This is a genomic window from Yersinia sp. 22-579, assembly GCF_030433455.1.
GTDB lineage: Bacteria > Pseudomonadota > Gammaproteobacteria > Enterobacterales > Enterobacteriaceae > Yersinia > Yersinia enterocolitica.
The window spans coordinates 160,059-179,765 of the sequence record NZ_JAUJTZ010000005.1 but is presented as its reverse complement, the minus strand read 5'-3'; the positions used below and the strand labels follow the sequence as shown (position 1 = coordinate 179,765).

The window sequence follows — 19,707 nt, the reverse complement described above, 5'->3', positions numbered from 1 at the left end:
CGATTGTATCGAGTGATACCGGGCAAGAGGAAATATGTGATGGCTGAAAAAATAAAAGTGGGTTTACTGGGTTATGGCTACGCCAGTAAAACATTCCATGCTCCCCTGATAATGGGGACGCCTGGGCTGGAACTGGCAGGGGTTTCCAGTAGTGATGCCAGTAAAGTTCATGCAGATTGGCCGTCAATGACTGTCGTTTCTGATCCGCAAGCCTTATTTGATGACCCTTCAATTAAACTCATCGTTATTCCAACCCCCAATGATACCCATTTCCCTTTGGCCCAGCGGGCACTGGCAGCCGGTAAACATGTGGTGGTCGATAAACCGTTTACCGTGACACTGTCACAAGCACGAGATCTGAAGAAACAGGCTGACGAAGCTGGGCTGCTATTATCTGTATTCCATAATCGCCGCTGGGACAGTGATTTTCTGACATTAAAAACACTACTGGCGGAAGGTTCGCTGGGGAAAATCGTCTATTTTGAATCTCACTTTGACCGTTATCGCCCTGAAATCCGTCAGCGCTGGCGCGAGCAAGGCGGCGCTGGCAGCGGTATTTGGTACGATCTGGGGCCGCATTTACTGGATCAAGCGCTGCAACTCTTTGGTTTGCCAGACAGCTTAAATGTGGATTTAGGAATGCTACGTCCAGGGGCGCAGTCGGTTGACTACTTCCATGCCATTCTCAGTTATCCAGATCAACGTGTGGTGTTGCATGGCACCGTTTTGGCGGCGGCAGAAACTGCGCGTTATATCGTCCACGGCATGCAAGGCAGCTACATTAAATTTGGTTTAGATCCGCAGGAAGACCGACTGAAAGCGGGTGAGCGTTTACCGCAGGCTGACTGGGGCTATGACATGCGCGATGGTGTCGTGACACTGTCACATGATGGTGTTCTGGCCGAGAAACCTCTGCTGACATTACCGGGTAATTATCCTGCTTACTATGCTGGGATCCGTGAAGCCATTTTGGGTACGGCAGCCAATCCAGTGCCAGCATCTGAAGCGATTACGGTGATGGAGTTGATTGAGTTGGGCATTACCTCTGATCAACAGAAAAAAACGCTGCCAGTTGTCACTGCACATTGAGTTAGACCTCTTCGTTTTTTTTAAACTATACCCAAAGCTATTGGAGTTACGGGTAGGCAGCAAGCGAACAAATCCCGATGAGCTTACATCAGTAAGTGATTCGGGTGAGTAAGCGTAGCTAACACCCCCGCAGCTTCCAGAGCGAAGGGTATATTGAAGGAATACTTTTGCATGTCTTGGTTACAACGCTTACGAATAGATAAGTTCTTATTGGTACTCATACTGGTCGTTATTATTGCCTCCATCTTTCCTTGTGAGGGTGAGGTCAAAGTAGGGTTTGAACACCTGACGACGGCGGCTATCGCATTACTGTTCTTTATGCACGGTGCCAAACTGTCCCGCGCCGCTATAGTCTCCGGCATGGGGCATTGGAAACTGCATTTGGTGGTATTCCTCAGTACCTTTGCCCTGTTCCCGCTATTGGGATTGGGTATGAATGTGTTAGTTCCCGGGGTGTTAACGCCAACGTTGTATCTGGGGTTCCTGTATCTGTGTGCATTGCCAGCGACAGTGCAATCCGCTATCGCCTATACCTCGGTGGCCGGAGGCAATGTTGCTGCTGCCATATGTAGCGCCTCGGCATCCAGTATCCTCGGTGTATTCTTATCACCGATTCTGGTCGGGATGTTGATGCATACCCAGGGGGGCGATACTGATACTTTGCATGCTATCGGTTCTATCGTCATGCAATTGATGGTGCCGTTTATTGTCGGTCACTTATCACGCCCACTGATAGCCAAATGGGTTGAGCGTCATAAGAAACTGGTCAATATTACTGACCGGTCATCGATTCTGTTGGTGGTTTATGTTGCCTTCAGTGAGGCGGTAGTGCAGGGGATTTGGCATCAAATCGACGGCTGGTCGTTGCTGGCAATATTGGTTTGTTCAATGGTCTTGCTGACATTGGTATTGGTCGTCAATACGTTGGCTGCCCGTTGGTTGGGTTTCAATACTGCCGATGAAATTACCATTGTGTTCTGCGGTTCGAAGAAAAGTCTGGCTAATGGAATTCCGATGGCTAATGTGCTGTTTCCTGCCTCGGTAGTGGGGGTTATGGTATTGCCGCTGATGATATTCCATCAGGTTCAGTTGATGGTTTGTGCGGTATTGGCGCAGCGATACGCCAAACGGGTCGCCAGAGAGAATGCGGAAATGCGCACTGAGGAGAGCGGTGGGACATTGTAATCATGAGGTTAATGACAAAGTGCCTGTAGTGGTGAAAACAGGCAGATCGTAAAGACGCCGTAAACCCTTCCCTGGGGGCTCGAGCCGCGCCATCCTTGGCGCGGACGCTTTACTCTTCTACCTGTCCTCACCTTGCAAGACCGAGTTATCGAGGTTTCTCAGGAGTCAGTAATAATCTATCTTTTCGATTACAAACTAAGTCAAATGAAAGGGACATGTGCCGTCGGCTCACTTTTCGTTTTAAATACAAGCGCGTGAGCCGTCGAAGTGCCACTAGGTCTAAGTGCGGCTGTCCCTTCAATCACTGAATGCGTAGAACTTTTTAGTGATACGCGCTGTTTTGATATCCTGCTGTTTAGTTGCGAATTTTGTCGCGCAAGGCCTGCTTTTCTTGCTCACTGATAAATGCCATTGTCAGGCCATTTTCTTGCGCCTGACGAATTTCTTGTGGCGTCAGGCCAGCTGCTGGCGCGGCAATATGATACTCATTAGCAATTTCAATTCCTTGAACCGCAGGGTCATCAGTATTGATAGAGGCTAATACGCCATGGCGCAAGAAGATGGCTAATGGGTGAGTCGCCAGTGATGCCACTGTGCTGGTTTGCATATTGGATGTCAGACAGGATTCAATACCAATATTATGCTCAGCCAGATAATCCATTAGTTTGATATCTTCTACGGCTTTAACACCGTGACCGATACGTTCCGCCCCTAACTCGCGAATAGCCTGCCAGATGCTCTCAGGTCCCGCGGCTTCACCGGCATGGACGGTAATTCGCCAACCGGCATCACGCGCGCGGTTAAAGTGACTGCGGAACAGCCCACCAGGGAAACCCAGCTCATCACCCGCCAAATCCAGCGCAGTAATAGCATCACGATGTGCCAGCAAACCATCCAGTTCTTGCAGACAGGCTTGCTCACCAAAAGTGCGGCTAAGAATACCGATGAGACGAATATCAATATCAAAATCACGACAACCAGCTTGAATACCATCAATGACGGCTTCTACTACACCGGCGACGGGTAACTGATGTTTCATTGCCATATAGAATGGAGAGAAACGCAGCTCGGCATAATGTAAGCCCGCATTGGCGGCATCTTCCACATTCTCATAAGCCACACGACGGCAGGCCTCCAAAGAGCCTAAAACTGCGACGCCCCAATCCAACTTCTGCAGGAAGCTCACTAAATCAGGTTCAGTTTTAGTGATTTGAACATGCGGGCGCAGAGCCTCTAACTCATCAGCAGGTAGCGACAGATTGAACTGACGTCCCAGATCCAAAATAGTTTGCGCACGAATATTGCCGTCAAGGTGGCGATGAATGTCAGTCAAGGGAAGGCGGGGGTCAATCATATGTGCACTCACTGGATTATTATGGATTAAGTGCAGAACATTATAAAAACAAATCAGTGAAAATATCCACCGTGTTGCATAAAAAAGTGATGAAAGTCCCATTTTGGCACCTTTTTATCTTTCAAAAGGTGCCTGTATAACCGACGCAAACTCGCTATTCCCGCTGTAAAAACCGGATCCCATTAATGAGTTTATCCATTCCGCTTTCAACTTTACTGCGCGAACAACCGACATTAAGGCGTAGGAAACCACGGCCTTCTTCACCGTAAGTGAAGCCCGGCATAATGGCGACTTTCTGTTGCTCGATCAGCACGTTCTGCAATTGATTATCGTCAATATTCAGTGGCCGCAAATCTATCCACGCCAAATAGGTTGCCTGCGGCGGTTGCCAGTTTAATGTGGGAAATGCTTCATTCAACCGCTGAGCAACATAAGCCAGATTGGCTTGCAGATAACGGCGTAATTCGTCTAACCAGGGTTCAGCCTGGCGGTAGGCCGCAATATGCGCCACGATGGCTAAAACAGCGGGAGAAGAGAGGCCATCACGACCCTTTAACATTTGGCTATAGGTTTCACGCGTTTCAGTATCACTGATAAAACCGTAAGCCCCGGTGAGGGCCGGAATATTAAATGTCTTGGAACCCGAGGTCAGTAAGGCCCAAGGTGTTTGACCGACCTGACTCCACGGCGTGTGCACTTGATTATCCCACGTCATGTCCATATGAATTTCATCACTGATGACCTTGACCTGATGGCGCTCACATAACTCGGCCATGTGGGCGAGTTCTGCTGCTGTCCAGACCTTACCGGTTGGATTATGCGGGCTGCACAGTAACAATATTTTGGTTTGCGGGCGCGCCAGTAATGCTTCCAGATGTGCCATATCGCACTGCCACTGGTTATCGACTTTATGCAGCGGGCAGCTGAGTAATTGGCGCTGATTGCCGAGGATCACTTTGTAAAAAGCATCATAAGCGGGGGTGTGAGTGACGACGAAATCACTGGGTGCCGACCAGCAGCGAATCAGTTGGGCCACCATATAGATGACCGACGGGCCATAGACCGCCATTGAGGTATCAATATGACAATGAAAACGTTGCTGATACCAGTGGCGGATTGCGCCGAGAAAATCTTCATGTTGCCAGCGACTGTACCCCAGCACACCGTGCCCGATGCGCTGATTCAGTGCTTGCAAAATAACCGGAGCGGTGGGGAAATCCATATCCGAGATAGTGAAGGGCAGCAAATCCGCAGCACCAAAGCGGTCAGCAATATAGTCCCACTGGGTACACCAGGTGCCGTGACGATCGACGGGGGTGGAGAAATCAAACATCAGCATCTCGCTTCTGAAAACACGGGGTATCAGAGCACCCCGTGTCAGTTAATGACAAACCTATTTATAGAAAGTTAAATGAAGGGGAAACGTGCCCCTGGGTGCGGTCAACCCTTCACTCACTGAGTTTGGCTTCTTATGATATGGCAAATTGACCATTCCCTATCAGTGAGTCTAATTCATCTTTCACTGATTGCACTTGCGGGCCGATAACAACTTGAAGGTTGTGGTCATTGAGTTGAATGACACCAATGGCACGATTGGCTTTCAATGCCTCTTTATCCACTAAATTCATATCTTTGACCGACATGCGTAAGCGCGTAATACAGTTATCTAATGAGACGATATTATCGGCACCACCCAGAGCAGCCAAGATAGCAGGGGAGTTATAGCCAGACTTGCCGCTAACAGCGCCACTGGCTGCTTTTTCTGCATTACTGCTGGCGGTGGTTTCATTCTCACGACCCGGTGTTTTGATATTGAAGTGCTGAATAGCAAAACGGAAAATACAGTAGTAAGCCACAAACCAGATCCCGGCAACGACAGGCACCCAGTACCATTTGGTTGCGGTGCCATGCAGAATGCCAAATACCACGAAATCAATGATATTACCGTCAGTATTACCGATGGTCACTCCTAATAGCGCCATAACAGTAAAGCCCAGCCCTGTCAGGATGGCATGGATCAAATACAGGAACGGGGCAACAAACAGGAACAGGAATTCAATCGGTTCTGTGGTGCCGCCGATAACACAAGCAACGACACCCGAAATCAACAACCCTTTAATTTTATGGCGATTTTCTGGCTTAGCACAATGATACATTGCCAGTGCCGCACCTGGCAGGCCGCCGAGGAACGCGGGCATTTTACCTTGCGACAGGAAGCGAGTGGCACTTTCAGAGAAACCGGTGGTAGTAGGGCAAGATAATTGCGCCTGGAAAATAGTTAAAGCACCGCTAACACTATGACCGCACACATCCATAGTGCCGCCAGCTTCGGTGAAGCGGATTAATGCCACTAAGATATGATGCAGGCCGAATGGCAGTAATAAGCGCTCGCCGCTACCGAAAATCATCGGCCCGAACATACCAGCACCGTTAATCAAACGGCCTAAACCATTGATACCCGCCGCAAACCAAGGCCAGATCAGCGGGATCAACAAACCGACCAATCCGAGCACCACGGTGGTGACAATCGGCACGAAACGGGTGCCACCAAAGAAGGCTAATGCATCAGGTAAGCGAATTGTATTGAAGCGTTCATGCAGTAAATAAACAATGATCCCGACAATCACCGCGCCTAAAATACCGGTATCGATGGACTGGATGCCCAATATATTCTGAATGTTATGTGTTTTCAGGACCAGTGGGTCAGTTGTCGGTAATACGCCACTGGTGGTCAGGTAAAAATTGGTTGCCAGATTCAGTACGGCAAAACCAACGAAACCGGAGAATGCTGCCACCCCTTTGTTTTCACGCGCCATACCCAGTGGGATCGCGATGGCGAACATCACCGGCAAGAAGCTAAAGGCAAATGAGCCAACCTTACTCATCCAGGTAAACAATAGCTGGAAGGCCGGGTGACCAATAAAGGGTAATAAGGTGATGACATCTTTACTGCTAAGCGAACTGCCGATACCCAGCATGATCCCGCAGAAGGAGAGCAAGGCGACCGGTAGCATGAAGGTTTTCCCTAAACTCTGGAAAAACTCCCACAGCGTAATTTTTTGTTTTTTTGCCGCTGACATAGTGACTCCTGTACTGATACACCTGATGTTAAAAGATTGATGAATAATGGCGACTATTTCGCCTCCCTGTCTGGAGGTAAAATAAGATAAAACGTTTAACCCAGATAATATGAGTGATAAGTCACAATTACTGATCCTACTTTTGTATTAGAGTAAATCATCAGATTAAACGTTTAACTTGGCTTATTTTTTGGCATGACAATTAAAAAAACGACAATCACTGATGTCGCTAAATTGGCTGGTGTCTCTGTGGCGACAGTTTCGTTAGCGATCAGTGGCAAAGGGCGTATCTCTCCGGCGACAGCCGAGCGAGTTAATCAGGCAATAGAACGATTAGGCTATGTCCGTAACCGCCAGGCGGCACAGTTACGCGGCGGGGAGTCAGGTGTCATTGGCTTGATTGTGCGTGATATTGGCGATCCTTTTTATGCGGAAATGACCGCCGGCTTAAGTGAAGCCATTGAAGCTGAAGGTAAATTGTTGTTTTTGACGCAAAGTGGCCGCGAGGGCAAAGGATTATTGCGTTGTTTTGACACGCTTATCGATCAAGGTGTCGATGGCCTGGTGCTGGGTGGTGGGGCCAAGCGGGAAATGGGACTACGAGAAAAGGCTGCTGAACATGATATTCCACTGATTTGTGCTGCCCGCTCCAATGTGCTGGACGGCGTCGATGTGGTGCGTCCTGATAATATGCAAGCCGCTAAAATGGCGACCGAGTTTCTGATTGGTCGTGGTCATCGGCAAATTGCCTATCTTGGCGGACATTCGCACTCGCTGACGCGGGCTGAACGGCTCGGGGGCTTTTGTGCCACTTTAGTGCAGTATGGGCTACCGTTTCGCTCGGAATGGGTGGTCGAATGTGATGGTCAGCAACAGGCGGCGGCAGATGCAGCTGAAGAGCTGTTACGGCGTCACCCTAATGTCAGCGCGATTATATGTCATCAAGCATCCATCGCATTGGGCGCCTATTTTGGTATTTTACGCACTGGCAGGACGATTGGTAGTGCAGGAGTAGATACTTATCTCGATCAGCAAGTAGCATTAATTGGTTTTGGTGATGTGCCAGCAGCAGAACTTACTGAGCCACCCTTGACCTTTATCACCAGTTCTGCCCGGGAAATTGGCTACAGTGCCGGGCAGCGTTTGCTTCAGCGTATTTCCGGGGGAAATTTACAACTGCAAAGCGTCATATTACCGCCGGTGTTGATCCGTCGGGGATCGGCCTGATTAGGTGTGATCAATCTCGCTGGCTGCTCGCGCTAATGCTTCAATATCACCGGCAGCGATCAGGTGTAGATTGCGACTGATCGCGTCTATTGGCCAATCCCACCAGGCAATAGTTTGTAGCTTACCGATAACCTCGGCTGAGAAGCGATTTTTAATCAGTGTTGCAGGATTACCACCGACCACACTATAAGCGGGCACATCGCGCGTGACCACTGAGCGTGATGAAATAATTGCCCCATTGCCAATGGTGACACCTGGCATAATCAACACATCATAGCCAATCCACACATCATTTCCGACATGAGTATCGCCTTTATAAGGCAGCTCATCCCTGGACGGGGCGACTCTTTCCCAGCCGTTACCAAAAATATTGAATGGGTAAGTCGATAACCCAGACATTTTATGGTTGGCACCATTCATAATGAACTTCACCCCATGAGCTAATGCACAGAATTTGCCGATAATCAGCTTATCGCCAATAAAGGGGTAGTGATAAAGCACGTTACGTTCAAAGTTTTCAGAATCTTGTGGATCGTCGTAGTAGGTATAATCACCAATAATAATGTTCGGATTTTGTGTGGTATTTTTGATAAAGCATACTTGAGGAAACCCCGCCATCGGGTGCTTACACTGGGGATCTGGCCCTAATATTGGTTTATCTTCCATAATCTAGACCTCTTTGAATAAAAAAAACGGAGCCATCTGGCCCCGTTTCTTATGGTTTTAACATCTCATATTTATTGTGCTGCTGGTGCTGGTGCTGGTGCTGGTGCTGCTGCTTCTGGTGCGACGGGCGCATCTTCAGATTCAGTGCCGGTATCTTCTTCAGCAGGTGCGCCGCCGAACATACCAAACAGGCCAACAAACTCTTGCAGTGACATTTTCTGACCATTCAAATCCACCTGGTTATCAGCAAAGTGGAAGCTGCTGCTAATAACATCATCTTTGGTGGTCGTCAGTTTAAACATCTGGCCCATGGCTGCAATGCCCTGAACTTGCTGTTGTGCCAGTTTTTGTGCTTCTTCTGGATTATAACCTTGCAGACGAGCGGCCTGGGTTGTCAGCTCAGTGGCCATAGCCATTGGGATGGTCAATGTTGCGTCGACTTTTTTCACTGATTGCGCCAGCATCGGCTCACTACCGGCTTTCGCTTGTGCTGGATCAGTCAGCGCGATATTCAGAGTGAAGGTACTTTCACCTTTGGCATTTTTCCAGCTCAGTGGTGCAATGCTTATAGTTGGGTTGCCTTTCAGCAAGGCCGGAAGGTTAGCCATTAGTATTTCGGTCATTTGTTCTTGATAAGCAACCGGATCGAGGTTTTCACCTGCCTGAACGGCCTTCAATACTTGCTGATTATAGGCATTGGTAAACTGCTTCAAGCTTTGACCGTCAAGTTTGTCGAAGGCGAAGGCTAATTTACCAGAGCCGAAGTCATTATCCTGAATTTTTAATGCGTCCAGGGTGTAAGTCAGCTTGCCGTTCAAGTCTTTATCGGTTTCGCCCAATTGCGTATTCAGGTTAAAGCCCACTAATGTCGCGGTCTCTTTACCATCAATACTGAGGCCAATTTGTTTGATTCCCAGTAGTTGGGAGCCAATGCTGAGATCAAACTTGCCGATATTGGTATCACTTTTAATCACCAAACCTTGCAGACTAAATTGCTCAACTTGATCCCACTGATTTTTGCTGGCGAAAACCAGGCTATCACTTGAACCACTCATTTTCACATCACGCAGATCGCGGGAGACATCAGCATCAATTTTTGCACCAGAGAATTTCATGCTGGTGGTGTTCTGCTGATAATCAATGGGAATAAATGTAATGGCAGAAGAGGTATCGCCGCTGTATGAAATGCGCGAATCCGCAGTAAACGGTGATTGGCCTTTAGTGACTTCAAACAGTTTTTTCAATGCAGGGGTATTCGCAAGTTCGGTATGTACCGACGCCATGCTCGGGATCAGATTGAATTTTTTTAGCTGCGCCAATGGGAAAGGGCCGTGATCGATAGTTTCGATGAATGCGACTTCATCACCATCTTTCAAGGCTTTTTCACCTGCGACGCTGCTATCTGCTTGCAACACATAGCGCACCTGACTACTGAACAGGCCACGTTGGTAATCTTTATAAGCGAACTTCACACCGGCTTTCGGCAGCAAGGTTCTGATCTGGTCATTTGCGTTATTAACCAATTCGCCCATACGTTGTTCAATCAATTTGCCGGTATACCATGAGGCCCCAGTCCATGCTGCGCCAAGTACGACTATGACGCTGACAGCCACTAACGATTTTTTCATTGTTCTGTTCATCCTTTTCTAATACACCAAATTCACTGTTGAACGCGGTAATGAGTTGCTAGTTAAATAACACCAAAGAGATGCATAGAAAACAACATCTCCCAAATTAATATAGGCCTAGATTAACCGTACACAAATATTATTGCGACGATAACGACTTATTGCGCTGGTGAAATTTAACCACCACAGCATCAAAAGGCCAGCAATAGACAACAAAATAAGTCACTTCGTTCACCCCGCGTTATAAACACGGGCAATTGAGCCTATTCCATGGACGGTGATTGGCGATTCATTAGCCGGAATGAAACAAGACTCACCGGGTTGCAAAGTGATTTCTTGCTGTTGTTTTTTCAATATCGCCTGACCTTGAACACAAAATACAATGGCCGCACTGTTTTGCGCCAATTCCTGTGGCTCTGAGGTTAATGTATGCAGTGAAAAAGCAAAATCCTCAACAGGGATGGGGAATACCAACTCGTTGCCTTGCTGTTGGGGCGTGGTCAGCAAAGTAGCGGCAGGTTTCGGAATAAATTGCAGGTTAGCCATTAATTCAGGGATATCGATGAACTTAGGGGTCAGTCCCGCGCGTAATACGTTATCCGAATTTGCCATCACTTCCAGCGCCACGCCATTAAGGTAGGCATGAGGGGTTTCAGCATATAAGAACATGGCTTCACCCGGTTGCAGGGTGACCACATTAAGCAACAACGGAGAGAACAAACCACTGTCATCCGGGTAGAAACGCGAAATACTGCGAATAGTATCCCACGGCTCACCCAATTGATTATTCAGTGCCGCTTTCAATATCCCCAAAGCACGCGTTTTCTCTTCGCCCGCCATACTCAGCAAACTGGCAAATAAGGTGGATAAATGTTCGGTATCAGGGGAGCGTAGAAACGCGGCGATATCCGGATGAGCGGAGGCTAATGGCTGGAGCAGGGCCGCAATATCATCCAAAGTACGGAAACCATTCATGGCCTGGAAAGGTGTTAGGGCATAAACCAACTCAGGCTTATGGTTAGCATCTTTGTAATTTCGCTCGGCCGCATCCAGCGGGATACCGGCCTGATTTTCTTTGGCAAAGCCAATTTCTGCCGCAGCCTTACTTGGATGTACCTGAATCGATAATGGTTGGGCGGCGCACAGCACTTTGAATAGGAAGGGCAACTCACCAAAACGTTTAAAAACGTCGTGACCTAAAGTGGCATCAGGGTTTTTCTCAATCACATCGCGCAATGAATGCCATTGGCCGCTGGCATCTGCAACTTCAGAACTGCTTTTGGGATGAGCGCCCATCCATAATTCAGCCATAGGTTTGCCTTGCGGATTGGCTATGCCGTAAAGCTCGGTAAGCGCATTGGTACTGCCCCAGGCGTAGTTTTGTACTGCATTCTTCATTTTTTGCATAGAGGTCATCTGCCGTTGAATCTGGCGAAATTCATCGCCCTGATAAAAATCGTTCCTTAGTAAACAATGGGGCCAAAGGGGTTGCAAGTAGTAATGCAATCCGTCTTATAACCGAATATAACTAAATGAGAGAAATGCGAATCAATCGCATAACGGTAGCGATAAATATGCCATCATATACACGTCATACTACAACCTTCTATTCATATGCTAAGGAGACAGTGATGGTGACTACCCGCAGTGAAAAGGACTCAATGGGGCCTATCGATGTACCGGCTGATCAATTATGGGGTGCACAAACCCAGCGCTCGTTGGAGCATTTTCGTATTTCACAAGAGAAGATGCCGACGGCACTGATTCATGCGTTGGCATTGACCAAACGCGCAGCGGCCAAGGTCAATATGGAGCTGGGGCTGCTCCCCGCCGAACGGGCAAGAGCGATTATGCATGCGGCAGATGAGGTCTTGAATGGCGAACATGCGAGCGAGTTCCCACTTTCGATTTGGCAAACCGGTTCTGGCACGCAAACCAATATGAATATGAATGAGGTGCTGGCCAATCGGGCCAGTGAATTGTTAGGGGGCGAACGAGGTAATGATCGTCTGGTTCACCCTAATGATGATGTGAATAAAAGCCAAAGTTCAAATGATGTATTTCCAACCGCAATGCATGTCGCCGCAGTTATTGGGTTAAGAGAGGATCTGTTACCTGAGCTGAAAGTATTGCAACAGACCCTTGCCGATAAAGCCGAAGCTTATCGCGACATTGTGAAGATTGGTCGGACGCATTTACAAGACGCCACGCCACTGACGCTGGGGCAGGAAATTTCCGGCTGGGTGGCGATGTTGGCGCACAATGTGCAACATATTGAAGCCACTATTCCTCATCTGTGTGAACTGGCGTTGGGCGGCACGGCCGTTGGGACGGGGCTGAATACTCACCCTGAATATGCGGTGCGCGTCGCCAATGAGATTGCAGTATTGGCCCAGCAACCTTTCGTCACCGCGCCGAATAAATTTGAGGCATTAGCAACGTGTGATGCATTAGTTCATGGTCACGGTGCATTGAAAGGTTTAGCGGCCTCGTTGATGAAAATTGCCAACGATGTGCGCTGGCTAGCCTCAGGCCCCCGCAGTGGCATTGGCGAGCTCTCTATTCCTGAGAATGAACCTGGCAGTTCTATCATGCCGGGTAAAGTCAATCCGACACAATGTGAAGCTATGACCATGTTATGCGCGCAGGTGATGGGTAACGACGTGGCGGTCAATATTGGTGGGGCGTCTGGTAACTTTGAACTGAACGTATTCCGCCCGCTGGTGATTCATAACTTCCTGCAATCTATTCGTCTGCTCGCCGACGGTATGCGCGGTTTTAATGAGCATTGCGCAGTTGGCATTGAACCTAATCGTGACCGTATCACTCAGCTACTAAATGAATCGCTAATGTTAGTTACTGCGTTGAATCCTCATATTGGTTATGACAAAGCGGCAGAAATTGCCAAAAAAGCGCATAAAGAGGGGCTAACCCTCAAGGCGGCGGCGCTGAAGCTAGGTTATGTTACTGATGAGCAGTTCAATGAATGGGTTAAACCGGAAGATATGGTTGGAAGTATGAAGTAATCGCCATTCTCACTTTCCTACAGCGCGGGTATCTCTTTCCTGCGCTGTTAGGGAGAGAGTTCGGTTGCATCATAATGTCAGAATCTAATAAGCGTGATGATTAAAATTGATTCTGATGATGGTATTAAAAAAGAATAAATCATCTTATTTAGGTAGTGTTTTTTTTCGTTTTTAGCATAGAATAATACCTGCTTCTTTGGGTGACTTATATATCCATGATGTATTTTAAATTAAGTCACTCTTTATATTCGTGAATAGTTTCATTGACTGCTACTGTTTTTGTGTGGGCCACCGGTTGGCTATGGATAAGGTGGTTTGTATTTATTAAAGTGTTGTTTTGACTCAGCAGGAGTTTATTCTATGGAAAGTAAAAAAAGTAGTCCCCCAGATGAGTCTGGTTTGACTGTTAATTCACTCAGTGAATTATCGCTCATTTCCATAATGGAAAAAGCTCGTATTCCTTGGGCGATTAAAGATAATAAATCCAAATTTGTTTATTTAAATGAATCTTGTCTTGATTTGTTTGATATTCAGCCCGGTTTTGATTTTGAAGGACGCTTAGATGAGGAGATGCCATGCTCTTGGTCCGAGTATAGTGATGACTTCAAGGCTCACGACAGAAAGGCAGAGCAAAGCCGAGAGGGGGCTGAGATCATTGTAACCTCGCCTTTTGGGCGTGAAAGGATTCTTTCACCGTGGTACTTCCCAAAATTTCCTATTTATAGTCAAAATGGGGATGTGTTAGGGACTGTTTTTTTTGGTAAAAAGTTTAATTTTATTTCCGTATGTGATTTTTTTAAAAGTTTAAAACCCTCAGTTATTACACTAACTCCGCCGGTAGATGATTTCTCAGAGAAAGAACTTGATATTATATTTTATGCAATTCAAAAAATGACAGCAAAAGAAATAGCAGAAAAACTATTTTTATCAAATAGAACAATTGAAAATAGACTTAGGTTTATTTATGAAAAAGTGGGGTGTCACTCTTTAAAAGAGTTGATTGAATATTGCCATGCGTCAGGTTTGAGTAACTATGTACCTAAAAAAGTTCTGCGTGAAGGTGTTAATTTCTTCTGGTGATTGAGTTACTTACTTATAAAAATCACCAGAAGAACCGTAATCTTATAGGTTTTATTAGAATAAATGACTAGCTTAGATTTTTATCTATATATCGACATATAAATGTAATCTGGGTACCAACAGCTGTAATGGTTTGGCATCTGGCTTATATTTATGTTTAATCTGGTTGGCATCATAATCAGTTAATTCGCCTAATTTAGGTAATTCGGCTATCGATTGAAGCTGGCAAAAGGCAATCAAAGGCATTGGGCAGGGATGTTGGACTTGTTTCTGCTGTTCCTGATACCAAACTCGTGCAATAGGTTGTACTTTAACCGGCCGTTTAATCTTGAGGCGCGCCTGTTCCGGCAAACGTTGAACATCGTTAATTTCTTGGCTAATTAAATCTACCCATTGTTCACGGCTAAAAGGGGGAACGGCGCGGCCTGCATTTAGGCTTTTATTTAACTGCGCCAGCACGTCTGCGCGGGTAACATTCTTAATAATATGTTTATTCGCCCAGCCAAAGCGAACCGAACTGGGGTTTATCAACGGCGTAATGGTGCGATAGGTATTTAGCGTGATCAACCCATGCAGGTGGGTATGAACAAACTCGAAACGTTGCTCACTCGGCAAGCCAGATTCAACGGTAATGATATGTTCCAGCTCGGTTTTCAATTGATTAATGTGTTGAATGCTTTTTTGGCAAGTAGCTAATTGGCTCTCCGTCACCGAAAAACAGAGGACTCCCGGAAGTCTGAGGGCTGCTTTGCTGCTAACATTCTGACCTTGGTGGTGAATAAACAACCGCTGATAATGCTGTATAGCCAAATCTCTCGCTGCTGTTCCCACGGTTGCACTCACGGGGATATGCGTAATAGGTTGATGTTCTGTGCCTTTCTCTATTTCAGGCAAGGAAAATACGCGGGCAGCGAGCAGGGGTAAATGCTCAAGTTGCTGGTGGAGTTCCTGCAATCCGGCTTCCAATGCGGTAAAACGGTTATTTAGCCGCTCTATCAGGTCATATTTATTCATCGTATCTTTAATTAGTCTTATTTTAGTTACAACATACCATGGGTTATATCAGTAAAACAGTACCTCTGAAAGCCAGAGTTGCCATTAATCATAGGGTATTTGCCATAATGTCAAAAACATCTATAGCAGTTAAAAGGCGGGTAACGCCACCCGCACAGAAAGTCAGGATATTTGCGACAAAATTATTTTGGTCGCAGAGGCCAATACATCGCGACGTGGCTTCGCATCTTTTTCACGTTGCGTGAAATACACCACTAAAACAATCGGTGCACCTTTCGTCGGCCAAAGTACCGCAATATCATTGGTGGTTCCGTAATCGCCACTACCTGTTTTGTCACCCACAATCCAGTCAGTAGGGGCACCCGCGCGAATCGAGGCATCCCCGGTGGTGTTTCCTTTCAGCCATGCCGTGAGTTGGCTTCGTTGGGCAGGGTGCAATGCATCACCTAATACCAATTTATTTATACTAGCTGCCATAGCCGCAGGAGTGGTGGTATCACGTGGGTCATTAGGTAGTGCGGTGTTTAAATCCGGTTCCCAGCGGTCTAACCTGAACATCTGATCGCCAATACTGCGAGCAAACTGATTAACAGCCGCTAAACCACCCAACTCTTTGACTAATAAATTCGCGGCCGTGTTATCGCTATATTGAATGGTAGCCGCACATAATTCAGAAACTGTCATACCATGCGCCAGATTTTTACGCGTAATGGGGGCATAAGATAACAAATCACTCTCATGGTAATTGATATGCTTATTGAGCAAATTCGGCTGAGATTGGCTTTGACCCAATACAGCAGCGGCTAACATAAACTTAAAAGTGCTACAGAATGGAAAACGTTGAGCTCCGCGATACAGAATTTTGGTGCCATTGGCGGTATTAATCATCGCAATACCTAAACGACCGTTAGCACTGTGCTCAAGTGCTGCCAATTGCTTGTCTAATGACCCCGGAATCGCAGCGGCCCAGGTTGGCAGCGAAAAATTGACTAAGGGCAGGGTAATACCGGCTAATAATAGCGCACGCCGTAGCGAAGAGTGTTTCATTCCTGAATCTCGCAAACAATATAAGCATAAGGCTGAAATTATAATCTCCATGGCGACTAAGCACCACTGCCTATTATTTTTATCGCTTTAATTCAGAAATAAAAAAGGCTAAATGGCAGGGTAAGTGACATTTAGCCTTTATAACCGACACATTTTCGTGTTGGCTATAGTGATAAATCAAAATATCAGGACAATGCTTTCGCTTTTAGTTGCTGGTATTCACTTTCAGTAATAGTCCCTTCATCTAATAATTTTTTCGCGTCAGCAATCTGCTCTGCTGGCGATTTACCTGCAACGTGACGGATATACTCATTGGTTTCGGATACTGATTTTTGTACTGAGGCTCGATAGCGCTGAGCCATACCTTTACCTCGTGTGATGAGGTAGACCAGAGACGTCAGTAGTGGAATGAAGAGTAAAAACAGAATCCAAATCGCTTTATAAAACCCACTTAATTCATGGTCTCTGAAAAGGTCGGAAATGACCTGAAACAGAATCAGCAAGTATGCGATGAAAAAGAAAATGGAAAATGTTGTCGCGAGTATGTCCCAAAGCGTGAGGAAGTGGTTTGTCATATTTTCTCCTGACCTTACATAAATTAAGGAAATATCTCGTAATAAATCCCTTAATACACTAGATACTTAATTTATATCTCAAGCAACAATCACTTAGGGTCGTTAAGCTCCCCTTAATAATAGGTACATAGCAGAGAGGACGTCAAATTGTAATTTGGCGTTCAATCGGCTTTACCTCATCTAAGATTAAATTTTGGCCGCTTCTGGCAATTTCCGTAACCGCTGCCCAACATACAATGCCAGCAACAAAAGGGTGGCGATAAATACCACAACACCGGCCCAACCTAGATTAAGCCAGAAAATACCGCCTAATGTTCCTGCGACACTCGAGCCTGCGTAATAACAGAATAGATAAAGTGAAGATGCTTGGGCTTTAGCGCGGCGCACGCGGCGGCCAATCCAACTGCTGGCAACAGAGTGCGCGGCAAAGAAACCGGCAGTAAATACCATCATGCCAATAAAGATTGTTATTACCGGAGAGAAACCGGTGATAATGACACCAATCAACATCATACCTATTGCAGCCATTAATACCGGCCCTCGGCCATAGCGAGTGGTCAACGCGCCAGCTTTGGGGGAGCTATATGAGCCGGTCAGATAGACTATCGATAATAAACCCACCACCGCCTGGCTGAGATAATAAGGCGGTGCCAGCAAACGATAACCAATATAATTGAACAAAGTGACAAAGCTGCCCATGATTAAAAAACCTTCAGCGAACAGCAATGGTAAGCCCGAATCACGCCAGTGTAGTTTGAAATTGATCATTAGCGTTCTGGGCCGTAATGACGTGGGACGGAAATGCTTAGAGGCCGGAAGAATACGCCAGAACATACAAGCAGCGGCCAAAGCAAATATACCTATCACCGCCAGAGCGATGCGCCAGGAAAAGAAATCACTTAACACCCCGGTAATCAAACGGCCACTCATCCCACCAATCGAGTTCCCGCTGATATACAGCCCCATCGAGAGCGCGACAAAACTGGGGTGAATTTCTTCACTAAGATAGGTCATCGCCACAGCGGCAACGCCACTAAGGGATAAACCAATCAAAGCCCTCATCAACAAAATCCCATGCCAACTGGTCATAAAAGAACAAATCAAGGTGCAGATAGCAGCCAGCATCAATGCCACTACCATAACGGATTTACGACCAATGGCATCAGAAAGAGGGCCAGTAAACATCAGGCCAAAAGCCAGCATTCCGGTGGAGGTTGAAAGCGATAAGCTGCTGCTCGCCGGTGAGATATTAAAGTCTTGTGATAACAACGGCAGGATTGGCTGCACGCAATAAAGCAGGGCAAAGGTGGCTAATCCGGCTGAAAAGAAGGCCAGGGTGACACGAATAAATTCAGGTGTACCGCGTTGAATATAAGGGCGTTTAGTTAAACGAGTAGTTTTAAACGTGGTAGCAGTTGCATCGTCATTTGCGGCGAGGTTCGACACTGCGGTATCCGTAGTGCGCAAAGAGGTGGTCAAGGTATTTCCTTATCATTAGTACAATAAAAACCAGCACAATCAAAACAGTTTGTTCGCCGTAAGAGCACAGGCTCAATCGTGGTTCGGCGTAATAATAGGATCATAGAAATAGCAGAGTTTTTTGTCTAATATATTAATTATTCATAATAAGACTTTAAAAATATCAATGGAGTCGAATGAGTATTGAACTCAGGCATTTACGTTATTTCATCGCGGTGGCTGAAGAGTTGCATTTCGGGCGAGCAGCAGAGCGTTTACGTATTTCTCAGCCCCCACTGAGCCAACAAATCCGCATATTGGAAGAGCAAATCGGAGCCAGATTATTTGCTCGCAATAACCGCAATGTCAGTCTGACGCAGGCCGGTGTACTGTTTTTAAAGGAGGCTTACCAAATTCTGGCGCAGGTCAGCGCGGCCGCAGAGAAAGCAGCGCGTTTGCATCGTGGGGAATCGGGAGAGTTAACCATTGGTTTTACCTCGTCGGCACCGTTTATCAGCACCGTATCGAAGAATTTACGCGCTTTTCGCCAGTTGCACCCGCACGTTCATATTAAAATGCAGGAAGTGAATACCAAGCAGCAAATTGAACCCTTGTTGGATGGTCAACTTGATCTTGGTGTGATGCGCAACACTCGCTTGCCCGATGCGCTGCAATACCGCCTGTTGTTACGCGAACCTTTAGTTGCGGTGGTCCACGAAGAAAGTCCGTTAGCTGCTTTACCTCTTGGCAGTGTCAAATTTAGTTCGTTGGCTGATCAACCTTTTGTTTTCTTTGCTCGCGAGGTAGGTACTGCGCTTTATGATGAGATCCTCACGCTGTTGGCTCGCGCTGGGATCACTCCCTATATCACGCAAGAAGTCGGGGAGGCGATGACCATTGTCGGGCTGGTATCCGCCGGTTTAGGTGTTTCTATTTTGCCAGCGTCATTCACTCGGGTAAAAGTGGATGGGGTGAAATACTTACCGTTAGCTGAAAGCAGTGCGACAACTGAGGTGTGGTTGGTGAATCACAAACATCGCCCGGTGACCGCGCCGGCAGAAGCATTGATCCGCCTAATGATGGCGGATAGCCCAATAGATAAAGCATAAAGGCATTTTGGGTTATTAAGGTTAAATAATAGTGGTGAGTGTTTTTCGACCTTTATTCGTCTAAATAATCAGCGCATAGTCAAAGGGTATCGGTGATTATGTGCAGTAAATCACATAACTAATCAAATAGTTGACGCCATATGCTAAAAGCCCCAACATAGCCGATAAT

Annotated in this window: 16 protein-coding genes; 6 read left to right on the top strand and 10 right to left on the bottom strand. The window is 46.7% G+C overall.

Annotated elements, in window-relative coordinates:
• The first annotated feature begins 39 nt into the window (after nt 1-39).
• Both QSV56_RS08070 and QSV56_RS08065 read left to right on the top strand, forming a co-directional pair.
• On the top strand, nt 40-1,089 hold the full coding sequence (locus QSV56_RS08070; protein ID WP_046694982.1) for an oxidoreductase: 1,050 nt from the start codon (nt 40-42) through the stop codon (nt 1,087-1,089).
• Between the two features lie 171 nt (nt 1,090-1,260).
• On the top strand, nt 1,261-2,274 hold the full coding sequence (locus QSV56_RS08065; protein WP_019079451.1) for a bile acid:sodium symporter family protein: 1,014 nt from the start codon (nt 1,261-1,263) through the stop codon (nt 2,272-2,274).
• 355 nt (nt 2,275-2,629) lie between these two features.
• Here the strand turns inward: QSV56_RS08065 and add are convergent, their stop codons facing one another.
• The 3 genes from add to malX form a co-directional block, all read right to left on the bottom strand.
• Nucleotides 2,630-3,628: an adenosine deaminase gene (gene add / locus QSV56_RS08060; RefSeq protein ID WP_046695690.1), complete on the bottom strand. Its 999-nt coding sequence runs from the start codon at nt 3,626-3,628 to the stop codon at nt 2,630-2,632.
• Between the two features lie 154 nt (nt 3,629-3,782).
• Nucleotides 3,783-4,961: a MalY/PatB family protein gene (locus tag QSV56_RS08055; RefSeq protein WP_046052024.1), complete on the bottom strand. Its 1,179-nt coding sequence runs from the start codon at nt 4,959-4,961 to the stop codon at nt 3,783-3,785.
• A 136-nt stretch (nt 4,962-5,097) separates the two neighbouring features.
• A complete protein-coding gene (gene malX, locus QSV56_RS08050; protein ID WP_046050910.1) occupies nt 5,098-6,708 on the bottom strand; it encodes a maltose/glucose-specific PTS transporter subunit IIBC in 1,611 nt (536 codons plus the stop codon).
• A 195-nt stretch (nt 6,709-6,903) separates the two neighbouring features.
• On the opposite strand from malX, the gene malI reads away from it, so the two are divergent.
• On the top strand, nt 6,904-7,935 hold the full coding sequence (gene malI / locus QSV56_RS08045) for a Mal regulon transcriptional regulator MalI (protein ID WP_050159441.1): 1,032 nt from the start codon (nt 6,904-6,906) through the stop codon (nt 7,933-7,935).
• On the opposite strand, the gene vat(F) is transcribed toward malI, so the two are convergent.
• The 3 genes from vat(F) to manA form a co-directional block, all read right to left on the bottom strand.
• The gene (gene vat(F), locus QSV56_RS08040; RefSeq protein WP_019083130.1) at nt 7,936-8,601 is read right to left on the bottom strand and encodes a streptogramin A O-acetyltransferase Vat(F); all 666 of its coding nucleotides are present in this window, start codon (nt 8,599-8,601) and stop codon (nt 7,936-7,938) included.
• Between the two features lie 71 nt (nt 8,602-8,672).
• Nucleotides 8,673-10,229, bottom strand: a complete 1,557-nt coding sequence (locus QSV56_RS08035) for a YdgA family protein (RefSeq protein WP_050131600.1) — start codon at nt 10,227-10,229, stop codon at nt 8,673-8,675.
• 231 nt (nt 10,230-10,460) lie between these two features.
• Entirely contained in the window at nt 10,461-11,636 is a 1,176-nt protein-coding gene (gene manA / locus QSV56_RS08030; RefSeq protein WP_019083128.1) for a mannose-6-phosphate isomerase, read from the bottom strand.
• A gap of 224 nt (nt 11,637-11,860) precedes the next feature.
• Between manA and fumC the strand changes: the two genes are divergently transcribed.
• Both fumC and QSV56_RS08020 read left to right on the top strand, forming a co-directional pair.
• Nucleotides 11,861-13,255 carry a class II fumarate hydratase gene (fumC, locus tag QSV56_RS08025; RefSeq protein ID WP_019083127.1) on the top strand — a complete coding sequence of 465 codons (1,395 nt, stop codon included), beginning with the start codon at nt 11,861-11,863 and terminating at the stop codon, nt 13,253-13,255.
• Nucleotides 13,256-13,615: 360 nt separating this feature from the next.
• The gene (locus tag QSV56_RS08020) at nt 13,616-14,335 is read left to right on the top strand and encodes a PAS and helix-turn-helix domain-containing protein (RefSeq protein ID WP_019079441.1); all 720 of its coding nucleotides are present in this window, start codon (nt 13,616-13,618) and stop codon (nt 14,333-14,335) included.
• 84 nt (nt 14,336-14,419) lie between these two features.
• Here QSV56_RS08020 and tus read toward each other — a convergent pair whose 3' ends face one another.
• The 4 genes from tus to QSV56_RS08000 form a co-directional block, all read right to left on the bottom strand.
• Nucleotides 14,420-15,349: a DNA replication terminus site-binding protein gene (gene tus, locus QSV56_RS08015; RefSeq protein ID WP_019083126.1), complete on the bottom strand. Its 930-nt coding sequence runs from the start codon at nt 15,347-15,349 to the stop codon at nt 14,420-14,422.
• A gap of 162 nt (nt 15,350-15,511) precedes the next feature.
• Nucleotides 15,512-16,396, bottom strand: a complete 885-nt coding sequence (gene blaA / locus QSV56_RS08010; protein WP_046694984.1) for a class A beta-lactamase BlaA — start codon at nt 16,394-16,396, stop codon at nt 15,512-15,514.
• A gap of 185 nt (nt 16,397-16,581) precedes the next feature.
• A complete protein-coding gene (locus tag QSV56_RS08005; protein WP_005169809.1) occupies nt 16,582-16,971 on the bottom strand; it encodes an SHOCT domain-containing protein in 390 nt (129 codons plus the stop codon).
• 186 nt (nt 16,972-17,157) lie between these two features.
• A complete protein-coding gene (locus tag QSV56_RS08000) occupies nt 17,158-18,450 on the bottom strand; it encodes an MFS transporter (protein WP_050157819.1) in 1,293 nt (430 codons plus the stop codon).
• Between the two features lie 176 nt (nt 18,451-18,626).
• Between QSV56_RS08000 and QSV56_RS07995 the strand changes: the two genes are divergently transcribed.
• Entirely contained in the window at nt 18,627-19,538 is a 912-nt protein-coding gene (locus tag QSV56_RS07995; protein ID WP_046050915.1) for a LysR family transcriptional regulator, read from the top strand.
• Nucleotides 19,539-19,707 lie beyond the last annotated feature (169 nt).

Coding starts and splice junctions, on each gene's coding strand:
- QSV56_RS08070 (WP_046694982.1), top strand. CDS start 40: ATGGCTGAAAAAATAAAAGTGGGTTTACTGGGTTATGGCTACGCCAGT.
- QSV56_RS08065 (WP_019079451.1), top strand. CDS start 1,261: ATGTCTTGGTTACAACGCTTACGAATAGATAAGTTCTTATTGGTACTC.
- add (WP_046695690.1), bottom strand. CDS start 3,628: ATGATTGACCCCCGCCTTCCCTTGACTGACATTCATCGCCACCTTGAC.
- QSV56_RS08055 (WP_046052024.1), bottom strand. CDS start 4,961: ATGTTTGATTTCTCCACCCCCGTCGATCGTCACGGCACCTGGTGTACC.
- malX (WP_046050910.1), bottom strand. CDS start 6,708: ATGTCAGCGGCAAAAAAACAAAAAATTACGCTGTGGGAGTTTTTCCAG.
- malI (WP_050159441.1), top strand. CDS start 6,904: ATGACAATTAAAAAAACGACAATCACTGATGTCGCTAAATTGGCTGGT.
- QSV56_RS08035 (WP_050131600.1), bottom strand. CDS start 10,229: ATGAAAAAATCGTTAGTGGCTGTCAGCGTCATAGTCGTACTTGGCGCA.
- manA (WP_019083128.1), bottom strand. CDS start 11,636: ATGCAAAAAATGAAGAATGCAGTACAAAACTACGCCTGGGGCAGTACC.
- fumC (WP_019083127.1), top strand. CDS start 11,861: ATGGTGACTACCCGCAGTGAAAAGGACTCAATGGGGCCTATCGATGTA.
- QSV56_RS08020 (WP_019079441.1), top strand. CDS start 13,616: ATGGAAAGTAAAAAAAGTAGTCCCCCAGATGAGTCTGGTTTGACTGTT.
- tus (WP_019083126.1), bottom strand. CDS start 15,349: ATGAATAAATATGACCTGATAGAGCGGCTAAATAACCGTTTTACCGCA.
- blaA (WP_046694984.1), bottom strand. CDS start 16,396: ATGAAACACTCTTCGCTACGGCGTGCGCTATTATTAGCCGGTATTACC.
- QSV56_RS08005 (WP_005169809.1), bottom strand. CDS start 16,971: ATGACAAACCACTTCCTCACGCTTTGGGACATACTCGCGACAACATTT.
- QSV56_RS07995 (WP_046050915.1), top strand. CDS start 18,627: ATGAGTATTGAACTCAGGCATTTACGTTATTTCATCGCGGTGGCTGAA.